The following is an 18,006-nucleotide window of genomic DNA, read 5'->3' on the forward strand; positions in this document are numbered from 1 at the left end:
TTCCCTGTAGTCTCCGCTCATCGCTAATTTCAAAAGGAATTGACCATGAGCGGAAAACCTGCCGCCCGCCAGGGTGATATGACCGCCATCGGCGGCCCGATTGTGCAGGGCAGCCTTGGGGTGATGATTGGAGCACCGACCGGCGTTGCCTGTTCGGTGTGTCCCGGCGGAGTGGTGTCCGGCAGCCCGGTAAACCCGCTGCTCGGGGCCAAAGTCCTGCCCGGTGAAACGGACCTCGCCCTGTACGGTCCGCTGCCCTTTGTTCTGTCCCGCACCTACAGCAGCTACCGTACGAAAACGCCCGCGCCGGAGGGCCTTTTCGGTCCCGGCTGGAAAGCGCCTTCCGATATCCGCCTGCAAATCCGCAATGACGAACTGATACTCAACGACAACGGCGGGCGCAGCATTCACTTTGACCTGCTTCTGCCGGGTGAGGTGGCGTTCAGCTGCACCGAGTCCTTCTGGCTGGCACGCGGCGGCGTGCTGAACCTGAATGCCGTCCATCCCCTGCATCGTCTCTGGCAGGCCCTGCCGGAGGATGTCCGCCTCAGCCCCAACATTTACCTGGCCACCAACAGCCTGCAGGGCCCGTGGTGGCTGCTCGGGTGGGCGGAGCGCGTGCCGTCTGTGGATGAACTCCTTCCCGCGCCGCTGCCGCCGTACCGGGTGCTGACCGGGCTGGTGGATAATTTTGGTCGCACGCTGACGTTTCACCGCGCCCCTTCAGGTGAGTTTGCCGGGAGCATCACCGGAGTGACCGACGGCGCAGGCCGCCGCTTCCGGCTGGGGCTGACCAGCACAGCCAGCGGTGTCCGTCTTTCTGAAGTCTGGCTGGCACACGACCCTGAGTACCCGGACAACCTGCCCGCTGCACCTCTGGCGCGTTACGACTATTCGCCCCGCGGCGAGCTTTCCGCGGTGTATGACCGCAGCGGCACGCAGGTTCGTCAGTTTACATATGACGACAGGCATCCGGGCCGGATGGTGGCCCATCAGTATGCGGGCAGGCCGCAGACGACCTATCGCTACGACGCCACCGGGCGCGTCACGGAGCAGCACAACCCGGACGGTCTGAGCTTCCGCTACCAGTATGAAAAACACCACACGGTGATTACCGACAGCCTGAACCGTCGCGAGGTGCTGCACACCGAAGGCGAAGGCGGCCTGAAGCGGGTGGTGAAAAAGGAATTCACCGACGGCAGCATCACACAGAGTGAATTCGACAACGCGGGCCGCCTGGTGGCGCAGACCGACGCGGCAGGCCGCAGGACTGAATACCGGCTCAGTCCCGGCTCGGGCCTGCTGGCAGCAACGGTCACGCCGGACGGCAGGCTCACGGAATTTTACTACAACAGCCAGCGTCAGCTGACCGCCACGGTGTATCCGGACGGGCTGGAAAGCCGGCAGGAGTACGACGACCTGGGCAGGCTGACCGCCGACACCTCACGCCAGGGCGACGTGACGCGTTATACCTATGATGACCCGCACAGCGAGTACCCGACCGCGTCCGAAGACCCCACCGGCAGCAAGAAGCAGATGACCTGGAGCCGCTACGGCCAGCTGCTTTCTTATACTGACTGTTCGGGATATGAAACCCGCTATGAATATGACCGCTTCGGCCAGTTGACCGTTGTTCACCGTGAGGAAGGCTTAAGCCAGTACCGGGCATACGATGCGCGCGGCAGGCTGGCGGTGATAACCGATGCTGCCGGACAGCAGACCCGCTATGAATACAACGTCGCAGGCGACCTGACGGCGGTGATATCCCCTGATGGTCAGCGCAGCGAAACCGGCTTCGACAACCGGGGAAATATCGTCCTCGCAGCGCAGGGCACCCTCACCCGGCGGATGGCGTACGACGCCGCCGGTCGCGTGACCACCCTGACCAATGAGAACGGCAGCCACACTGAATTCGCTTACGATGCGCTGGACCGCCTGACGCAGGAGACCGGTTTTGACGGACGCATCAGACGCTACCGGTACAACGCCAGCGGACAGTTGATTCAAAGCGAAGACGAAAGCCTGACTATCGTCTGGCAGTACGACGACGCCGGACGCCTGCTCAGCCGAACGGTGAACGGCGAACCCGCAGAAAAGTGGCAGTATGACGCGCGCGGCTGGCTGACGGATATCAGCCATCTGAGCGAAGGACACCGCGTCACGGTTTCATATGACTACAGCCCCGAAGGTCATCTCACGGCTGAGCGCCAGACGGTCCACTGCCCCGAAACAGATACCCTGCTGTGGCAGCATGTCACCCGGCATGACTATCGTTCGGGCATGGTGAACCGGATGACCCCGGACCAGTTGCCGCCGGTGGAGTGGCTGACGTATGGCTCCGGTTATCTGGCGGGCATGAAACTCGGCGCCACACCGCTCATCGAGTACACCCGCGACCGCCTGCACCGGGAAACGCAGCGCCGGTTCGGCGGCTATGAGCTGGCGACGATGTACACGCCCGGCGGTCAGCTACAGAGCCACCATCTGAACATTCCGCAGCTCAGCCGGGACTACACCTGGAATGCGGACGGACAGCTCACCCACATCCACGGCCCGCACGACCAGCGCGACTACGGGTATGAGAACGGACGCCTGATCAGCACACACATACAGTCCGCACACCACGACCTGACACAACAGACCCCGACCGACCCGGCGGGGAACCGCACAGCGGCACAGGAAGCCCTGCCGGACGTGTGGCGGGATAACCGCATCACTCAGGACGCAGAGCATTTTTATCATTACGACGTCCACGGGAGCCTGACAGAAAAAGACGAGCGCCGTATCCATCAGGACGGGAGCATCACTCATCACTACGGGTACGATAACCAGCACCGGCTGACACACTACCAAAAGAGGCAGAACGGTCACCTGCTGACCGAGAGCCGCTACGCGTATGACCCGCTCGGGCGCCGTATCTGCAAACAGGTCTGGCACGGCCAGATATACGACGGTATCTGGTATCTCCCGACCGACCCCGCTGAATCCGTGTGGTACGGCTGGGACGGCGACCGGCTGACCACCACCCAGAACGACACCACTCGCATCCAGACGGTGTATCATCCGGGGACCTTCACGCCGTTAATCCGCATCGAAACGGCCACCGGTGAGCTGACAAAAGCCATTCGTCGCACTCTGGCAGAGAAACTCCAACAGGACGCGGGAGTGGATTTTGTACCGGAGCTGGTCGCAATGCTGGATAATCTGGAATGCGAACTGCAGACCGGCCAACTCAGCGACCACAGCCGCCAGTGGCTGACCCGGTGCGGCCTGACGCCGGAGCAGATGAAAAATCAGATGGAGCCGGAATACACCCCGGCCCGGAAAACCCATCTGTACCACTGCGACCACCGGGGGTTGCCGCTGGCCTTAATTAACGAAGACGGCAGCCTCGCATGGAGCGGGGAATTTGATGAATGGGGGAATCTGCTGCACGAAGAGAACCCGGACAATCTGCAGCAGCTCATTCGTCTGCCGGGCCAGCAATACGATACGGAAACGGAGCTGTATTATAACCGCCATCGTTATTATGACCCGCAGCAGGGAAGATATATTACTCAGGATCCAACTGGGTTACGGGGTGGATGGAATGGGTACATCTATCCATCAGACCCACTTTATGGGATTGATCCACTAGGGCTAATTGAATTTGGTGGTGAATTTGGCAAATGGGCTGGTTCTACAGTTAATAGTGCATCAGAAGGTAATATGTCATATGAATCTGCAACGGCTGCCATAGAGGTTGCAAACGGACCTTACTATAAGCCATTTTCCGGCTCACTCTCAGTCGATGTAGGTATTTCCTTAGATGCATTTAGTGGGGGAAGTGTGGCAGCGGGAATTGCAATTGGAACAAATGATAAGGCATCGGGGAACAAAGATGTTTGTGCTTATTATACACTTTGTGATCATAGTGGAACGGGATATGCCGCAGGATTAGCTCTATCAGGAACGATTTCAGGTGCGGGAGCATCTCCTGGTGAAACTAAGTCAGAAGGTCTTTTATATTCAGGCGGTATATTAGGTAAATTATCTGGAACAGGAACGAAAGATACGTCTGGAAATTATTCCGGAACTGTCAGTTTTGGTCCTGGGGTTGGAGTCTTTGGTGGAGAGCTTACCTGCTCTCAATCATCCAGGTGCTTATCGGAGTTATTAGGGTGATCTTATGATGAGTAAAAAATACATCGCAATTGCAGTGCTGTTCATTTTAACTATTTTCTTTAGTGTATTTATATTTCAATCATTCATTCAAAAGGATGAAGTAATAAGACGTGAAGCTATGGCGGAAAATTTAATTTTTCAGACGATGTATAATCACGGAGATTATGCCGACATGTATGGAAAAGGAACTCCAGATTTTCAAAAAATAACAGATGAAAATGACTTTATCAATTTAATGAAAAAGAAAAAATATATTTTAGGTAACTTTGTGAGGTTTGATTTAATATCCAGCAATGTTATCAACTCTAATGTTGTGATAACGACTTATCGCTCAACATATGAACATTATTCTTTGATAGAAGAATTCAAGTTAATAAGAAAGAATGATAAAGAGAAATTACGATTGGGAACGTATTTTATGGACGATGGCGGAAAACGTGGAGAAGTTATTAAGCTATAAAGTCCATCAGTCAACTGGATTCTGGGGTAGATTAGTAAAATGTTGGTATCAGGTGTTTTTACGTGGCGCTTTAATAATATTTTTATTGGTATTGTTGTCGGTATGGATTCTCGTTTCACGCCATTGTGCGAAAAGCCCGACGAGAAGCCGGGCCATCATGTGATTAAATCGTCTGCTCGTGATGCGGCTCACGCGACGCCAGCGGCAGCCAGCATAGCAAAATCAGCAGCCCCATCAGGGTCATCAGCAGGCCAAGGCTAGACTGACCGGTTTGCGGCATCATGGCGGAGAGCCAGGCCAGCGCGCCGGAACCGATGTTCTGCAAACCCCCGACCAAAGCGCCCGCGGTACCGGCGAGGAACGGGAACGGCTCCATCGCGCCGCTGGTCGCCAGCGGGAAGAGCATACCCGCGCCGAAGAAGAACAGGGCGGCCGGGATCAGCAGCGTCCAGACGGTCATCACGCCCAGTAAGCCCGGGACCCACATCATCACGCCAGCCAGCAGGCAGCTCATCACCGACTGCCACATCAGGGTGGAAAAACGTTTATTCGGGCGACCGGCAAACCACGCCCCGAAGAACGCCGCCGGGATCGGCAGGATAAACAGAATACTCACCACCATACTGCTCAGCCCCAGGCCCGCGCCGAGTAACACGCCAGAACAGGCTTCAAACACCGCGATCCCCGCCAGACCGCCAATCAACATCAGCAGATAACAGGTGAAGGCCCCGTTGCCGAACAGCGTTTTGTAGTTGGCGATAAGCTTCGTGCGCGGCGCACCCGTCGGGCGCGTTTCCGGCATCCAGCGCGCCATGCTGAAGGTGACGATAATGCACAGGATCAGCAGGAAGGCGTAACAGGCGCGCCAGGACCAGATGCTGTCCAGCACGCCGCCAATCAGCGGGGCCAGCAGCGGGCTGACCAGAATGCCCATATTCAGCAGGCTGTTGGCGTGACGCAGCTGTGTCCCCTGGTACATATCGCGCGGCAGCGTTCGCGCCATCACCCCGCCGACGCCGGTCCCCATGCCCTGTAAGGCGCTGGCGGCAATCAGGATCGTCAGGCTGTGAGTGGTCATCGCAATCACCGTGGCGATCATGAAAATCGTCATGCCGACGAGGATCACCGGGCGGCGTCCAACGCGGTCAGAGAGCGGACCGTAGAACAGCTGCGAGACGCCGTAGGTCAGCAGATAGGCGGCCATCACGCTTTGCACCGCGCCTTCGCGCACGCTGAGCTCCTTCGCCATGTCTGCAATCGCCGGAATATAAATGGTCTGCGCCATCTGACCGACGGCCACCAGTAACACCAGCATCAACAGTAAATTAACGTTCCTTTGCTTTTTCATGTCGCTGAATACTTTTGCAAAAAGAGAGAAATAAAGAATAAGTGACTGCGCATTCCCATAAATGCGCGAGGAATCTACCACAATGAGATGACAAATTAAGCATCTCTGAGGTGAATGGTTGAGCGAAAGCAGGCAGGATTTGTAAACGATCTCGGCAACTTATGTTGCCACTGTGCAGGTGTTAAAGAGGGGCGGTTGCCCGCCCCTCTCTGGTGCGACTTGAACCTGAATTACCGCAGGTATTTCAGGACGGCATCAAGCAGTTGCAGTACCGCAACAATGAGTTTCAGGATAAGAATGACCATATCCACGACGCCCATACGCGCCTCCTTCTGGCAGAAGGAGCACGATGCTGGCGTACCTCTCCGCCGCCTGTTGCCAGCACCTTTGTTGACGTAACACAGTGTGCTCATTGGGGGGTTAAGGCACTGACGGCACCACCCGTTTCAGCCAGGACTTCGTTGCGCCGGTGTACTGCTTGCGGCCCCCGTAACTCACTGCGAACAAAATCAGTATAGATAAATACTGGATGTATGAACAGTATTTTATCGACAAAATCGGTGGGCTGATCCATACTCAGATTCATCAAAAAAGAAGCCTAAAATTGCGCGTTCGTGGCCGATCGCGTATACTTCTTGCGTTGACGTAACACAGTGTGTTCGCGGAAACCAACCGCAAACCCTGAAAAAAAACCTCGCTCCGGCGGGGTTTTTTGTTTTCATCATTCGACAAACGAAACGTGATCCCTGACGCAAATTCAGGTGGATGAAAATATTTCCATTGTCAGGCTCTGAATCCTGTGTTTGTATAAATTCTATCAATGATTCTAAACACAGGTCCTCAATGACAACTTCCATGATGGCGTCGACCCTACTAAAAACTGCGCAACCTGCCGCAGTGGTCGTCGTACGTGTGGTGGTGGTCGTCGGCAATGCGCCGTAGGGACTGGATCAACACACGAATCCAAAACCCCGCCGGCGCAAACCGGCGGGGTTTTTAGTTTAAACCTCCCGGAAAGTCGGCTCAGAACAAAAGGACTGGAGCATGGCAAGTTCGGGCACAACATCTGGCAAGACGCGTTTTACCGGCGCGCAGTTAATCGTTCACTTACTGGAACGTCAGGGCATCAGCATCGTTTCGGGCATTCCGGGCGGTACGGTTCTGCCGCTCTATGACGCCTTAAGTCAAAGCACGCAGATCCGCCACGTGCTGGCACGTCACGAGCAGGGGGCCGGATTTATCGCCCAGGGCATGGCGCGAACTCAGGGCAAACCTGCGGTCTGTATGGCCTGTAGCGGACCGGGTGCCACTAACCTGGTGACCGCCATCGCCGACGCGCGCCTCGACTCCATCCCGCTGATCTGCATTACCGGCCAGGTTCCCTCGTCGATGATCGGCACCGATGCGTTTCAGGAAGTCGACACCTACGGCATCTCTATCCCCATCACCAAGCACAACTATTTAGTTCGCGATATCGCCGAGTTACCTCAGGTGATCGCCGATGCGTTCCGCATTGCGCAATCCGGTCGCCCGGGCCCGGTGTGGATAGACATTCCTAAGGACGTGCAAACCGCTGAAATCGACATCGAGACCTTCCCGGAGCCGGGTGACCGCGCACCCGCGCCGGAATTCAGCGCCCAGAGCGTGCAAGATGCCGCCGCGATGATCAACGCAGCGATTCGCCCGGTGCTCTATCTGGGCGGCGGGGCGATTAACGCCTCTGAACAGGTGCGTGAATTCGCCGAAAAAGCCAATTTGCCGACCACCATGACCCTGATGGCGCTGGGTTTGCTGCCGAAAGCGCACCCGCTCTCATTAGGTATGCTGGGGATGCACGGCGCGCGCAGCACCAACTTTATCCTGCAAGAGTCTGATTTACTGATCGTTCTCGGCGCACGTTTTGATGACCGGGCGATTGGCAAAACCGAGCAGTTCTGCCCGAACGCGAAGATCATCCACGTCGATATCGACCGCGCCGAGCTGGGCAAAATCAAACAGCCGCACGTGGCGATTCAGGGCGACGTGGGCGAAGTGCTCGCCCAGTTGATCCCGCAAACCCACGCCACCGACAACGCCGAATGGCGCGATCTGGTCGCCCAGCTGCAGCAGGAGTTCCCAAGTGCGATTCCAACCGAAGGCGATCCGCTCAGCCACTACGGCCTGATTAACGCCGTCGCCTCCTGCGTGCACGACAGCGCGATTATTACCACCGACGTCGGCCAGCATCAGATGTGGACTGCCCAGGCCTACCCGCTGAACCGTCCGCGCCAGTGGCTGACCTCCGGCGGCCTGGGGACGATGGGCTTCGGCCTGCCTGCTGCCGTGGGTGCAGCGCTGGCGAATCCGGACCGCAAGGTCATTTGCTTCTCCGGTGACGGCAGCCTGATGATGAATATTCAGGAGATGGCGACGGCGGCGGAAAACCAGCTCGACGTGAAAATCATCCTGATGAACAACGAAGCGCTGGGCCTGGTGCATCAGCAGCAGAGCTTGTTTTACAAGCAGGGCGTGTTTGCGGCGACCTATCCGGGGACGATCAATTTCATGCAGATTGCCGCCGGTTTTGGCCTGCACACCTGCGATTTGAATGCCGCTGAGGACGCGCAGGCCGCCCTGCAGGAGGCGATTTCCCGTCCGGGCCCGGCGCTGATCCACGTGCGCATCGACCCCGAACAAAAAGTGTATCCGATGGTCCCGCCGGGTGCGGCCAATACTGAGATGGTGGGAGAATAAGCCATGCAGAAACAATACGATAACGTCATTCTCGAACTCACCGTCCGCAACCACCCAGGCGTCATGACCCACGTCTGCGGCCTGTTCGCCCGCCGCGCGTTTAACGTCGAAGGCATTCTGTGTCTGCCGATTCAGGGCAGCGATCAGAGCCGCATCTGGCTACTGGTGAACGACGACCAGCGCCTGAAGCAGATGATGGCGCAAATCGACAAGCTGGAAGACGTCACTAAAGTGGTGCGCAACCAGTCCGATCCGACCATGTTTAATAAAATTGCGGTGTTTTTTGAGTAAATCGCTCAAGGCTTGAACGGCAGCGCGCTTATCGTTAAGGTAGGCGGCTTTGCCGTAAAGCACTGCGCTGGACATTGCCGTTGTAGGCCTGATAAGCGCAGCGCCATCAGGCGCTTTCAGGCACCAGGACACCCACATGACCACCATCGCCCTTATCGACGACCATCTTATCGTTCGCTCCGGTTTTGCCCAGTTGCTGAGCCTGGAGTCCGATTTTCAGGTGGTAGCTGAATTCGGTTCAGGCCGCGAGGCGCTGGCCGGACTGCCGGGGCGTGGGGTGCAGGTGTGCATTTGCGATATCTCGATGCCGGACCTTTCCGGGCTTGAGCTGCTCAGCCAACTGCCGAAAGGGATGGCGACGATCATGCTCTCGGTGCACGACAGCCCGGCGCTGGTCGAACAGGCGCTCAACGCCGGAGCGCGCGGGTTTCTCTCCAAACGCTGTAGCCCCGACGAACTCATTTCCGCCGTGCGCACCGTCGCCACGGGCGGGTGCTATCTCACGCCCGACATCGCTATCAAGCTCGCCGCCGGACGCCAGGACCCGCTGACCAAACGCGAGCGGCAGGTGGCGGAAAAACTGGCGCAGGGGATGGCGGTGAAAGAGATCGCCGTCGAGCTGGGCCTGTCGCCGAAAACCGTTCACGTTCATCGCGCCAATCTGATGGAAAAACTCGGCGTCAGCAATGACGTCGAGCTGGCCCGCCGCATGTTTGACGGCTGGCAATGAGCCCGTATTTCTCGCGGCTGGTCTCCGTCGTCGCCAGCTTTTTTATCTTCTCCGCCGCCTGGTTTTGCCTGTGGAGCATCAGCCTGCATCTGGTCGAGCGCCCGGAGCTGGCGGTGCTGCTGTTCCCGTTTGGCCTGCGTCTGGGGCTGATGCTGCAATGTCCGCGCGGCTACTGGCCAGTTTTGCTCGGCGCCGAGTGGATCATGCTGGTGTGGCTGGCGCAGGAAGTGGCGCTGGCGCATCTCCCTTTATTGATGATCGGAGGCGTGCTGACGCTGCTCCCGGTGGCGCTGATCTCCCGCTATCGCCATCAGCGCGACTGGCGCACGCTGCTGCGTCAGGGCGCAGCGCTGATCGCCGCCGCGCTGCTGCAATCCCTGCCGTGGATCGGTAAACCCGACACTCTCACGGCCCTGCTGCTGACCCTCACCGGCGGGCTGACGCTGGCCCCGACCTGCCTCGTGATCTGGCACTATCTCACCAGCACCGTCTGGCAGCCGCTCGGCCCGGCGCTGGTCTCCCAGCCGGTGAACTGGCGCGCGCGGCATCTCATCTGGTATCTGCTGCTGTTTGTGGTCAGCCTGTGGTTACAGCTGGGGCTGCCTGCGGAACTCTCCCGTTTTACACCGTTCTGCCTGGCGCTGCCGATTATCGCCCTGGCCTGGCACTACGGCTGGCAAGGGGCGCTGATCGCCACCCTGATGAACGCCATCGCGTTGATTGCCAGCCAGACGTGGCACGATCATCCCGTCGACCTACTCCTCTCGCTGCTGGCGCAGAGCCTGACCGGGCTGCTGCTGGGGGCGGGGATCCAGCGTCTGCGCGAGCTGAACCAGTCCCTGCAAAACGAGCTGGCGCGCAACCGACGGCTGGCGGAGCGTTTACTGGAAACCGAAGAGAGCGTGCGCCAGGAAGTGGCGCGCGAGCTGCACGACGATATCGGCCAGACCATCACCGCCATTCGCACTCAGGCGGGGATTGTCCAGCGCCTGGCCCCGGAAAATATCGGCGTCCGCCAGGGCGGGGCGCATATTGAGCAGCTCTCCCTCGGCGTTTACGATTCCGTGCGTCGTTTGCTGGGCCGACTGCGCCCGCGCCAGCTGGACGATCTCTCCCTTGAGCAGGCGGTGCGTTCCCTGATGCGCGAGATGGAGCTGGAAGATCGCGGCATCGTCAGCCACATCGACTGGGCGATCGACGAATCGGGGCTGAGCGAAAGCCAGCGCGTGACGCTGTTCCGCGTCTGCCAGGAGGGGCTGAACAATATCGTCAAACACGCCAGCGCCAGCGCGGTCACGCTCCAGGGCTGGCAGCAGGACGACCGCCTGATGCTGGTTCTCGAAGATGACGGCTGCGGCCTGCCGCCCGGCTCCGGCCAGCAGGGTTTTGGCCTGGCGGGCATGCGCGAGCGCGTCACGGCGCTCGGTGGAACGCTGACGATCTCCTGCACTCACGGCACCCGCGTCAGCGTGAATTTGCCGCTGCGTTACTCGTAAGGACCGATGATGTTTACCTTTCTGAAAACGCCCGCCAGCGCCACGCCGATCGGCGACAAACGCGAGATCGACGCGCGCTACCGCTACTGGCGACGCCACATCCTGACCACCATCTGGCTGGGCTATGCCCTGTTCTACTTCACCCGTAAAAGTTTCAACGCCGCCGCGCCGGAAATCCTCGCCAGCGGCGTAATGACGCGTACCGACATCGGCCTGCTGGCGACGCTGTTTTACATCACCTACGGCCTGTCGAAATTCTTCTCCGGGATCGTCAGCGACCGCTCCAACGCCCGGTATTTCATGGGGCTGGGGCTGATCGCCACCGGGGTGGTGAATATCCTGTTCGGTTTTTCCACCTCGCTTTGGGCCTTCGCCCTGCTGTGGGCGCTGAACGCCTTTTTCCAGGGCTGGGGCGCGCCCGTTTGCGCGCGTCTGCTCACCGCCTGGTACTCCCGCAACGAGCGCGGCGGCTGGTGGGCGATCTGGAACACCGCCCATAACGTCGGCGGAGCGCTGATCCCCATCATGGTGGGCGCGGCTGCGCTGCACTACGGCTGGCGCGCAGGGATGATGATTGCCGGAACGCTGGCGATTTTCGCCGGGCTGTTTCTGTGCTGGCGTCTGCGCGACCGGCCTGAAACCGTCGGTCTGCCGCCGGTTGGCGACTGGCGACACGATGAGATGGAGATCGCCCAGCAGCAGGAAGGCGCAGGCCTGACGCGCAAGGAGATCCTCACCAAATACGTGCTCCTGAACCCGTACATCTGGCTACTTTCTCTGTGTTACGTGCTGGTCTACGTGGTGCGCGCGGCGATCAACGACTGGGGCAATCTGTATATGTCCGAGACGCTGGGCGTCGACCTGGTGACCGCCAACTCGGCGGTGACGATGTTTGAGCTGGGCGGATTTATCGGCGCGCTGGTGGCGGGCTGGGGATCGGACAAACTGTTTAACGGCAACCGCGGCCCGATGAACCTGATTTTTGCCGCCGGGATTTTGCTCTCCGTCGGCTCCCTGTGGCTGATGCCGTTCGCCAGCTACGTGATGCAGGCGGCGTGCTTCTTCACCACCGGATTCTTCGTCTTCGGTCCGCAGATGCTGATTGGCATGGCGGCGGCGGAGTGTTCGCACAAAGAGGCGGCGGGCGCGGCGACCGGGTTTGTCGGCCTGTTTGCCTATCTCGGTGCGTCCCTTTCCGGCTGGCCGCTGGCGCGGGTGATCGACACCTGGCACTGGAGCGGCTTTTTCGCGGTGATCGCCATCGCGGCGGGGATTTCCGCTCTGCTGTTGCTGCCGTTTCTGAACGCCCAGGCCCCGCGCGAGGCTAGCGAAGCGTGATACGCCTCACCTTTTTGCCCCGAGTGGGGCAAAACTAGGAAATTTTCCCGGTTTCGCCTGGACGCTGTCTCAGGCCAACGCGACTGCTGATTTTTACAATGCCTGCCATTCGTAGGTATTCCTATCAGGAGTTTTTGATGCTGGCCTTTCTCAACCAGGTGCGCAAGCCGACCCTGGATCTGCCGCTCGAGATGCGGCGCAAAATGTGGTTCAAGCCGTTCATGCAGTCCTACCTGGTGGTCTTCATCGGCTACCTGACCATGTACCTGATCCGCAAAAACTTTAACATCGCCCAGAACGACATGATCTCCACCTACGGGCTGAGCATGACGCAGCTGGGGATGATTGGCCTCGGTTTCTCCATCACCTACGGTGTCGGCAAAACCCTGGTCTCCTATTACGCCGACGGTAAAAACACCAAGCAGTTCCTGCCGTTTATGCTGATCCTCTCCGCCATCTGTATGCTCGGCTTTAGCGCCAGCATGGGCGCGGGCTCCGTCAGCCTGTTTATGATGATCGCTTTCTACGCCCTGAGCGGTTTCTTCCAGAGTACCGGCGGGTCGTGCAGCTACTCGACGATCACCAAATGGACACCGCGTCGCAAGCGCGGAACCTACCTCGGCATGTGGAACATCTCCCACAACCTCGGCGGGGCGGGTGCGGCAGGCGTGGCGCTGTTCGGCGCCAACTTCCTGTTCGACGGTCACGTGATCGGCATGTTTATCTTCCCGTCGATTATCGCCCTGATTGTTGGCTTCATCGGCCTGCGCTACGGCAGCGACTCCCCGGAATCCTACGGTCTGGGCAAAGCGGAAGAGCTGTTTGGCGAAGAGCTGAGCGAAGAGGATAAAGAGGCCGAAGACGAGTCGATGACCAAATGGCAGATCTTTGTTGAGTACGTGCTGAAAAACAAAGTCATCTGGCTGCTGTGCTTCTCCAACATCTTCCTGTACGTGGTGCGTATCGGTATCGACCAGTGGTCCACCGTGTATGCCTTCCAGGAGCTGAAACTCTCCAAAGAGGTGGCGATTCAGGGCTTTACCCTGTTTGAAGTCGGTGCGCTGGTGGGCACGCTGCTGTGGGGCTGGCTCTCGGATCTGGCGAACGGGCGTCGTGCGCTGGTGGCCTGCGTGGCGCTGGCGCTGATCATCGCGACGTTAGGGGTGTATCAGCACGCCAGCAACCAGTACGTCTACCTCGCGTCCCTGTTCGCGCTCGGTTTCCTGGTGTTTGGCCCGCAGCTGCTGATCGGTGTTGCGGCGGTTGGATTTGTGCCGAAAAAAGCGATCGGCGCTGCCGATGGGATTAAGGGCACCTTCGCGTATCTGATCGGTGACAGCTTCGCCAAACTGGGTCTCGGGATGATCGCCGACGGCACGCCAGTCTTCGGCCTGACCGGCTGGGCGGGCACCTTCGCCGCGCTCGACGCTGCCGCTATTGCCTGCATCTGCCTGATGGCGATGGTCGCAGTGATGGAAGAGCGCAAAATTCGCCGCGAAAAACGGATTCAACGACTTAAAGTTGCTTGATGTTTTCCCCGAAAGACCGCCGGTGTAAATCGGTCGGTCTTTCATTCTTATTTTCAGATTTTTGCCTGCCTATCAGTTGTTTACATATCTCATCCTTCATGAAAGCATTCCCGCTTTATCCCTATGTTAATAAGGGTTAGTTATGGATAACTGGCTGGCACTGTTTGACGGACAGACCCGCTACCGGCTTGAGATCAACGACAGCCGGGTCAGTGCGGATGTCCTGAAATTTCGCGGTCGCGAGGCGCTGAACGAGCCATTCAGGTGGCGGATTGAGTTCACCTCGTCGCAGGATGATGTGGCGGCAGAAGATGTCCTGATGAAATACGCCACGCTGCGCATGCTGAGCGGGCGGGTGGTGCAGGGTATTATCACCGGATTTGAGTGGCTGGGCTCGACCGCCGACCAGACCCACTACAGCGTGACGATATCATCCCGCCTGGCGCTGCTCGCCCACACCCGCCGCTGTGCGGTGTATCAGAATCTGTCAGTTCCGGAGCTGGTGGAGCAGGTGCTGCGGGCGCACGGTCTGGAAGGTTCGGATTTCGAGTTCCGCCTGGAGCGCAGCTATCCGCCGCGGGAACTCATCACTCAGTGGCGGGAAAGCGACCTGCAGTTTATCCAGCGCCTGCTGTCTGAAGTCGGTATCTGGTTCCGCTCCGGCGTCAACGAGGTTACTGGCCTGGACACACTGACCTTTGCCGACAGCCAGCTGAACTACCAGTTTGACGTGCATCTGCCGTATCAGGAGCCGTCTGGCCTGTATGACGGTGCGGCCGAATCGGTCTGGGGCCTGCGCACCTGGCACAACACGGTGACCGGGCTGGTGCGGACACGGGATTACAACTACCGCACGGCGACCACCCCGAAAGATTCAACCGTCACCGTCCGAAACAACGCGAGCACCACCGGGGAGCATTACCGCTACGCCGCACCATTCCTCGACGCAGGTGATGACGGCACCTCCGAGCCTGACACCGAAAGCGGGGCGTTTTACGCCCGTATCCACCATGAGCGCGAGCTGAATAAATCAGCCCGGCTGCACCTGTTCAGCAACGCCTCACACCTGACGCCGGGGATGGTGCTGGAAGCCGACGGCAGCAGCCTGAACGACCTGAAAGAGGGCGTGGTGATAACCCTCACCACCTTCAGTGCCACCCGCGACAGCCGCCTGCATGTGTCGGTGTGGGGGATGCCGTACAGCGAACAGTTCTGCTTCCGCTCGCAGGAAGTGCCGCGCCCAAAAATGCCGGGCACCCAGCCTGCGCGGATTGAAAGCCGCGAGAAGGGCGACATCTACGCTCATCTGGATAACCATGGCCGCTACCGCGTGAAGCTGGATTTCAGCCGCGAGGATGCCGAGCCGGGTTATCACTACCTGTGGGTTCGCCAGGCGAAACCGTACGCCGGTGACAAATACGGCTGGCATACGCCGCTTATCGACGGCACGGAAGGGGGCATCGCCTATGACGACGGCGACATCGACCGGCCCTACATCGCCCACGCGTTTCACGACTCAGAACATGCTGACATCGTCACCCGTGACAACCGCAGCCAGAACATCCTGCGCACCGCAGCACAAAACGAACTGCGGATGGAAGACCAGCGCGGCGAGGAGCATATCGCGCTGACCACACCGTTCGGCGGCACGCAGCTGAATGAGGGCCATATCGTCGATGCGCAGAACAAACCGCGAGGCAGTGGCTTCGAACTGCGCACGGACGAGTACGGCGTCATCCGCGTGGCAAAGGGGCTGTTCATCACCGCCGATGGCCAGCAGAAGGCCGCAGGTGAAGTGCTGGATATGGCTACGGCGCTGAAAGAAATCGAGGTCTGCCAGCAGCAGCTGAAAGCCCTGGCCGCCGCGGCAGAACAGGCGCAGGCGCTGGAGGCGGATATCGTGAGCCAGCTGGCGATGTTCAGCCAGCGCCTGAAACCGCTGAACGAGATGATCCACTTCCACGGCCCGCAGGGTGTGGCGTTCACCAGCGGAGAACATCTGCAGATGACTGCCAGCCAGAACGTGGCGATGAACGCCGGGGGGGATTTCAGCAGCGGGGCGCTGGGTAATACGGCCATTCTGGCAGGGGAAAGCGTTGGCCTGTTTGCCCGCAGTGGCTCACTGACCCTGAACGCCAGCGAAGGTCCGGTGCAGATTCAGGCGCAGAACGGCGAAATGCACATCAGCGCGGAGCAGAAACTGAGCCTGATATCGGCGAGCGACATGCTGTTTGCGGGCAAGAAGAAGGTCACGCTGATAGGCGGCGGGAGTTATCTCATCATTCAGGAAGGGAAAATCGAGTACGGGACGGATACGACTTATACGCGGAAGATTAAGCGGTCGGTGACGACGAGTAGCAATGTGCAAGAAGCTAATTTGCCTGAGATGTCGCCAGTTCTGCCAGCACTTTCTTGTGGACCTAATTTGGCCTGTTTCAGAGTCATAGATGCATTAACTGGCACGGAAGATATGGAATTTGCTTATCAGATCCAGACTCCGACAGGTGCTATACAGGGGAGGACTGGTTCGGCCCGGACGCACGCAGTGAATTCCGATACTGAAGAAAATGTGACTCTGGATTATGTTTTCCAGATTAAAGCGGGGACAAGATAATGGCCGTATCATCAACAACAACTACCGCAGAAAAAGAGCAGCAGGAGAAGAAGGTTGAAGCTGATTTTTTTCATATTGATATGATTCCAAAGGCGATGGAAAACATGGGGTGGGAAATGGCACCCAGATTGATGAGTCACTGGTTTAGCATTACACCTGCGTATTCATTCGATGAGGATACTAAGAATTTAGCTCTTGATTGTGATGCTTCAACATTAGAGCTGTCCAGGGTAAATACTAATATAATTACCATGTCATGGGCTATGAAGTTTCAGCAGGTCGCGAGTGGGGTTGAGAGATTAAAGGCTAGTTGGAATACTTTAAGATCAAAGAATGTATTAAAAAAACGACTTTTAAAGATGGGGTTCAAAACTGGTCAGTTTGGGACAATCGGCATGTCAGATGATGTGAAAGTATTAGATTCAACTGCTCAAGTTAATTTTATGAGGATCGGAGATAAAACTGATGTTATCAATGACTGGTATGGATCAGTGGGTAATGGCAATCTAAAAGTATGCATAAGAGGCAGCGTGATTACCTTAGAGGAGAAGTTTACTGTAACTATCGATGCATTAGGTTTTTACTTAAAAGACACATATGATTTTCTTGATGATAATAAATTAGGAATAGACATACCTGAATTATTAGGGGTGTGGGGAAAGTCAAAGATACTTAATAAACCAGAAACTATTGCTTATATGTCAAGTTACACTGCAGGTTTTTTTGGTAAATTAGCAAGAGAGTATATGGGATATGTTCCTGTCTTTAATGGAGATTTTAAAGAGTGGCAGAGGAAACATGATTCTGGCGGGGATTTCATTGTTTTCTCTGATGTGATGTGGCTTGAGCCATTAGCTAAAGATAGAGTTATTGAATTATGATTAATAAAATCTGGCGCAGAGTAGTGATTTGTTTCTTGGCTATATTCTTTTGGCTTGTGCTTTCACCGGTTTCATTTCTCGGTGATTTTAATTATGTTAATCAAAAAATCAGTCCGGACGGTAAATATAAAGTCGTCGCTTATTATGTTTTACCAACGACTCCTTATGCTGCCTACCAGGCATTTGTGCGTGGCGATGTTTTTGTAGTTCTCTATGATATTAATGGGAAATATTTAGGACAAAGTTCTCCCTTCCACTTTTCGGAAATTGAGGGAGTTTTTGGTGACGCTGTTTTTTTTCCTGGAGAGATCTCTGGTGACCATTCTTTCTCGATTAATGGTGTGAATGATTATGTGGATGGTTATACGATTCCTGTAGATCAGAAAAAGTGGTGGAGTCGTTTTCTTTCAGTTTTCTACTAG

14 protein-coding genes are annotated in these 18,006 nt (G+C 57.2%); 12 read left to right on the plus strand and 2 right to left on the minus strand.

The window, feature by feature from the left end; genetic code table 11:
* The first annotated feature begins 45 nt into the window (after nucleotides 1-45).
* The gene (locus tag AC3WS9_RS00130) at nucleotides 46-4,164 is read left to right on the plus strand and encodes an RHS repeat-associated core domain-containing protein (protein WP_492486049.1); all 4,119 of its coding nucleotides are present in this window, start codon (nucleotides 46-48) and stop codon (nucleotides 4,162-4,164) included.
* A gap of 4 nt (nucleotides 4,165-4,168) precedes the next feature.
* Entirely contained in the window at nucleotides 4,169-4,624 is a 456-nt protein-coding gene (locus tag AC3WS9_RS00135; RefSeq protein ID WP_492486051.1) for a sugar tyrosine-protein kinase, read from the plus strand.
* 163 nt (nucleotides 4,625-4,787) lie between these two features.
* On the opposite strand, the gene emrD is transcribed toward AC3WS9_RS00135, so the two are convergent.
* Together emrD and tisB are read right to left on the minus strand one after the other, a co-directional pair.
* Nucleotides 4,788-5,972 (minus strand): multidrug efflux MFS transporter EmrD, encoded by a 1,185-nt coding sequence (gene emrD / locus AC3WS9_RS00140; RefSeq protein WP_492486053.1) that lies wholly within the window; start codon nucleotides 5,970-5,972, stop codon nucleotides 4,788-4,790.
* A 230-nt stretch (nucleotides 5,973-6,202) separates the two neighbouring features.
* On the minus strand, nucleotides 6,203-6,292 hold the full coding sequence (gene tisB, locus AC3WS9_RS00145; RefSeq protein WP_282494036.1) for a type I toxin-antitoxin system toxin TisB: 90 nt from the start codon (nucleotides 6,290-6,292) through the stop codon (nucleotides 6,203-6,205).
* 523 nt (nucleotides 6,293-6,815) lie between these two features.
* Between tisB and ivbL the strand changes: the two genes are divergently transcribed.
* The 10 genes from ivbL to AC3WS9_RS00195 all read left to right on the plus strand — a co-directional run bounded on the left by ivbL (nucleotide 6,816) and on the right by AC3WS9_RS00195 (nucleotide 18,006).
* Nucleotides 6,816-6,914 carry an ilvB operon leader peptide IvbL gene (ivbL, locus tag AC3WS9_RS00150; protein ID WP_100778255.1) on the plus strand — a complete coding sequence of 33 codons (99 nt, stop codon included), beginning with the start codon at nucleotides 6,816-6,818 and terminating at the stop codon, nucleotides 6,912-6,914.
* A 102-nt stretch (nucleotides 6,915-7,016) separates the two neighbouring features.
* Nucleotides 7,017-8,705, plus strand: a complete 1,689-nt coding sequence (gene ilvB, locus AC3WS9_RS00155; RefSeq protein ID WP_492486056.1) for an acetolactate synthase large subunit — start codon at nucleotides 7,017-7,019, stop codon at nucleotides 8,703-8,705.
* Between the two features lie 3 nt (nucleotides 8,706-8,708).
* A complete protein-coding gene (gene ilvN / locus AC3WS9_RS00160) occupies nucleotides 8,709-8,996 on the plus strand; it encodes an acetolactate synthase small subunit (protein ID WP_492486058.1) in 288 nt (95 codons plus the stop codon).
* Nucleotides 8,997-9,132: 136 nt separating this feature from the next.
* Entirely contained in the window at nucleotides 9,133-9,726 is a 594-nt protein-coding gene (gene uhpA, locus AC3WS9_RS00165; RefSeq protein WP_285146259.1) for a response regulator transcription factor UhpA, read from the plus strand.
* Complete coding sequence (gene uhpB, locus AC3WS9_RS00170) at nucleotides 9,723-11,222, plus strand: signal transduction histidine-protein kinase/phosphatase UhpB (RefSeq protein WP_285146258.1); 1,500 nt, start codon at nucleotides 9,723-9,725, stop codon at nucleotides 11,220-11,222. The genes uhpA and uhpB overlap by 4 nt, the downstream gene beginning before the upstream one ends.
* 9 nt (nucleotides 11,223-11,231) lie before the next feature.
* Entirely contained in the window at nucleotides 11,232-12,560 is a 1,329-nt protein-coding gene (locus AC3WS9_RS00175; protein WP_492490288.1) for an MFS transporter, read from the plus strand.
* A gap of 137 nt (nucleotides 12,561-12,697) precedes the next feature.
* The gene (gene uhpT / locus AC3WS9_RS00180) at nucleotides 12,698-14,089 is read left to right on the plus strand and encodes a hexose-6-phosphate:phosphate antiporter UhpT (protein ID WP_492486060.1); all 1,392 of its coding nucleotides are present in this window, start codon (nucleotides 12,698-12,700) and stop codon (nucleotides 14,087-14,089) included.
* 142 nt (nucleotides 14,090-14,231) lie between these two features.
* A complete protein-coding gene (locus AC3WS9_RS00185; protein WP_492486062.1) occupies nucleotides 14,232-16,703 on the plus strand; it encodes a type VI secretion system Vgr family protein in 2,472 nt (823 codons plus the stop codon).
* Nucleotides 16,703-17,584, plus strand: a complete 882-nt coding sequence (locus tag AC3WS9_RS00190) for a DUF6402 family protein (RefSeq protein ID WP_492486064.1) — start codon at nucleotides 16,703-16,705, stop codon at nucleotides 17,582-17,584. The genes AC3WS9_RS00185 and AC3WS9_RS00190 overlap by 1 nt, the downstream gene beginning before the upstream one ends.
* A complete protein-coding gene (locus AC3WS9_RS00195; protein ID WP_492486066.1) occupies nucleotides 17,581-18,006 on the plus strand; it encodes a DUF6201 family protein in 426 nt (141 codons plus the stop codon). Before AC3WS9_RS00190 ends, AC3WS9_RS00195 begins: the two co-directional genes overlap by 4 nt.

This window comes from Lelliottia sp. EB106-05-01-XG201 (assembly GCF_058791735.1).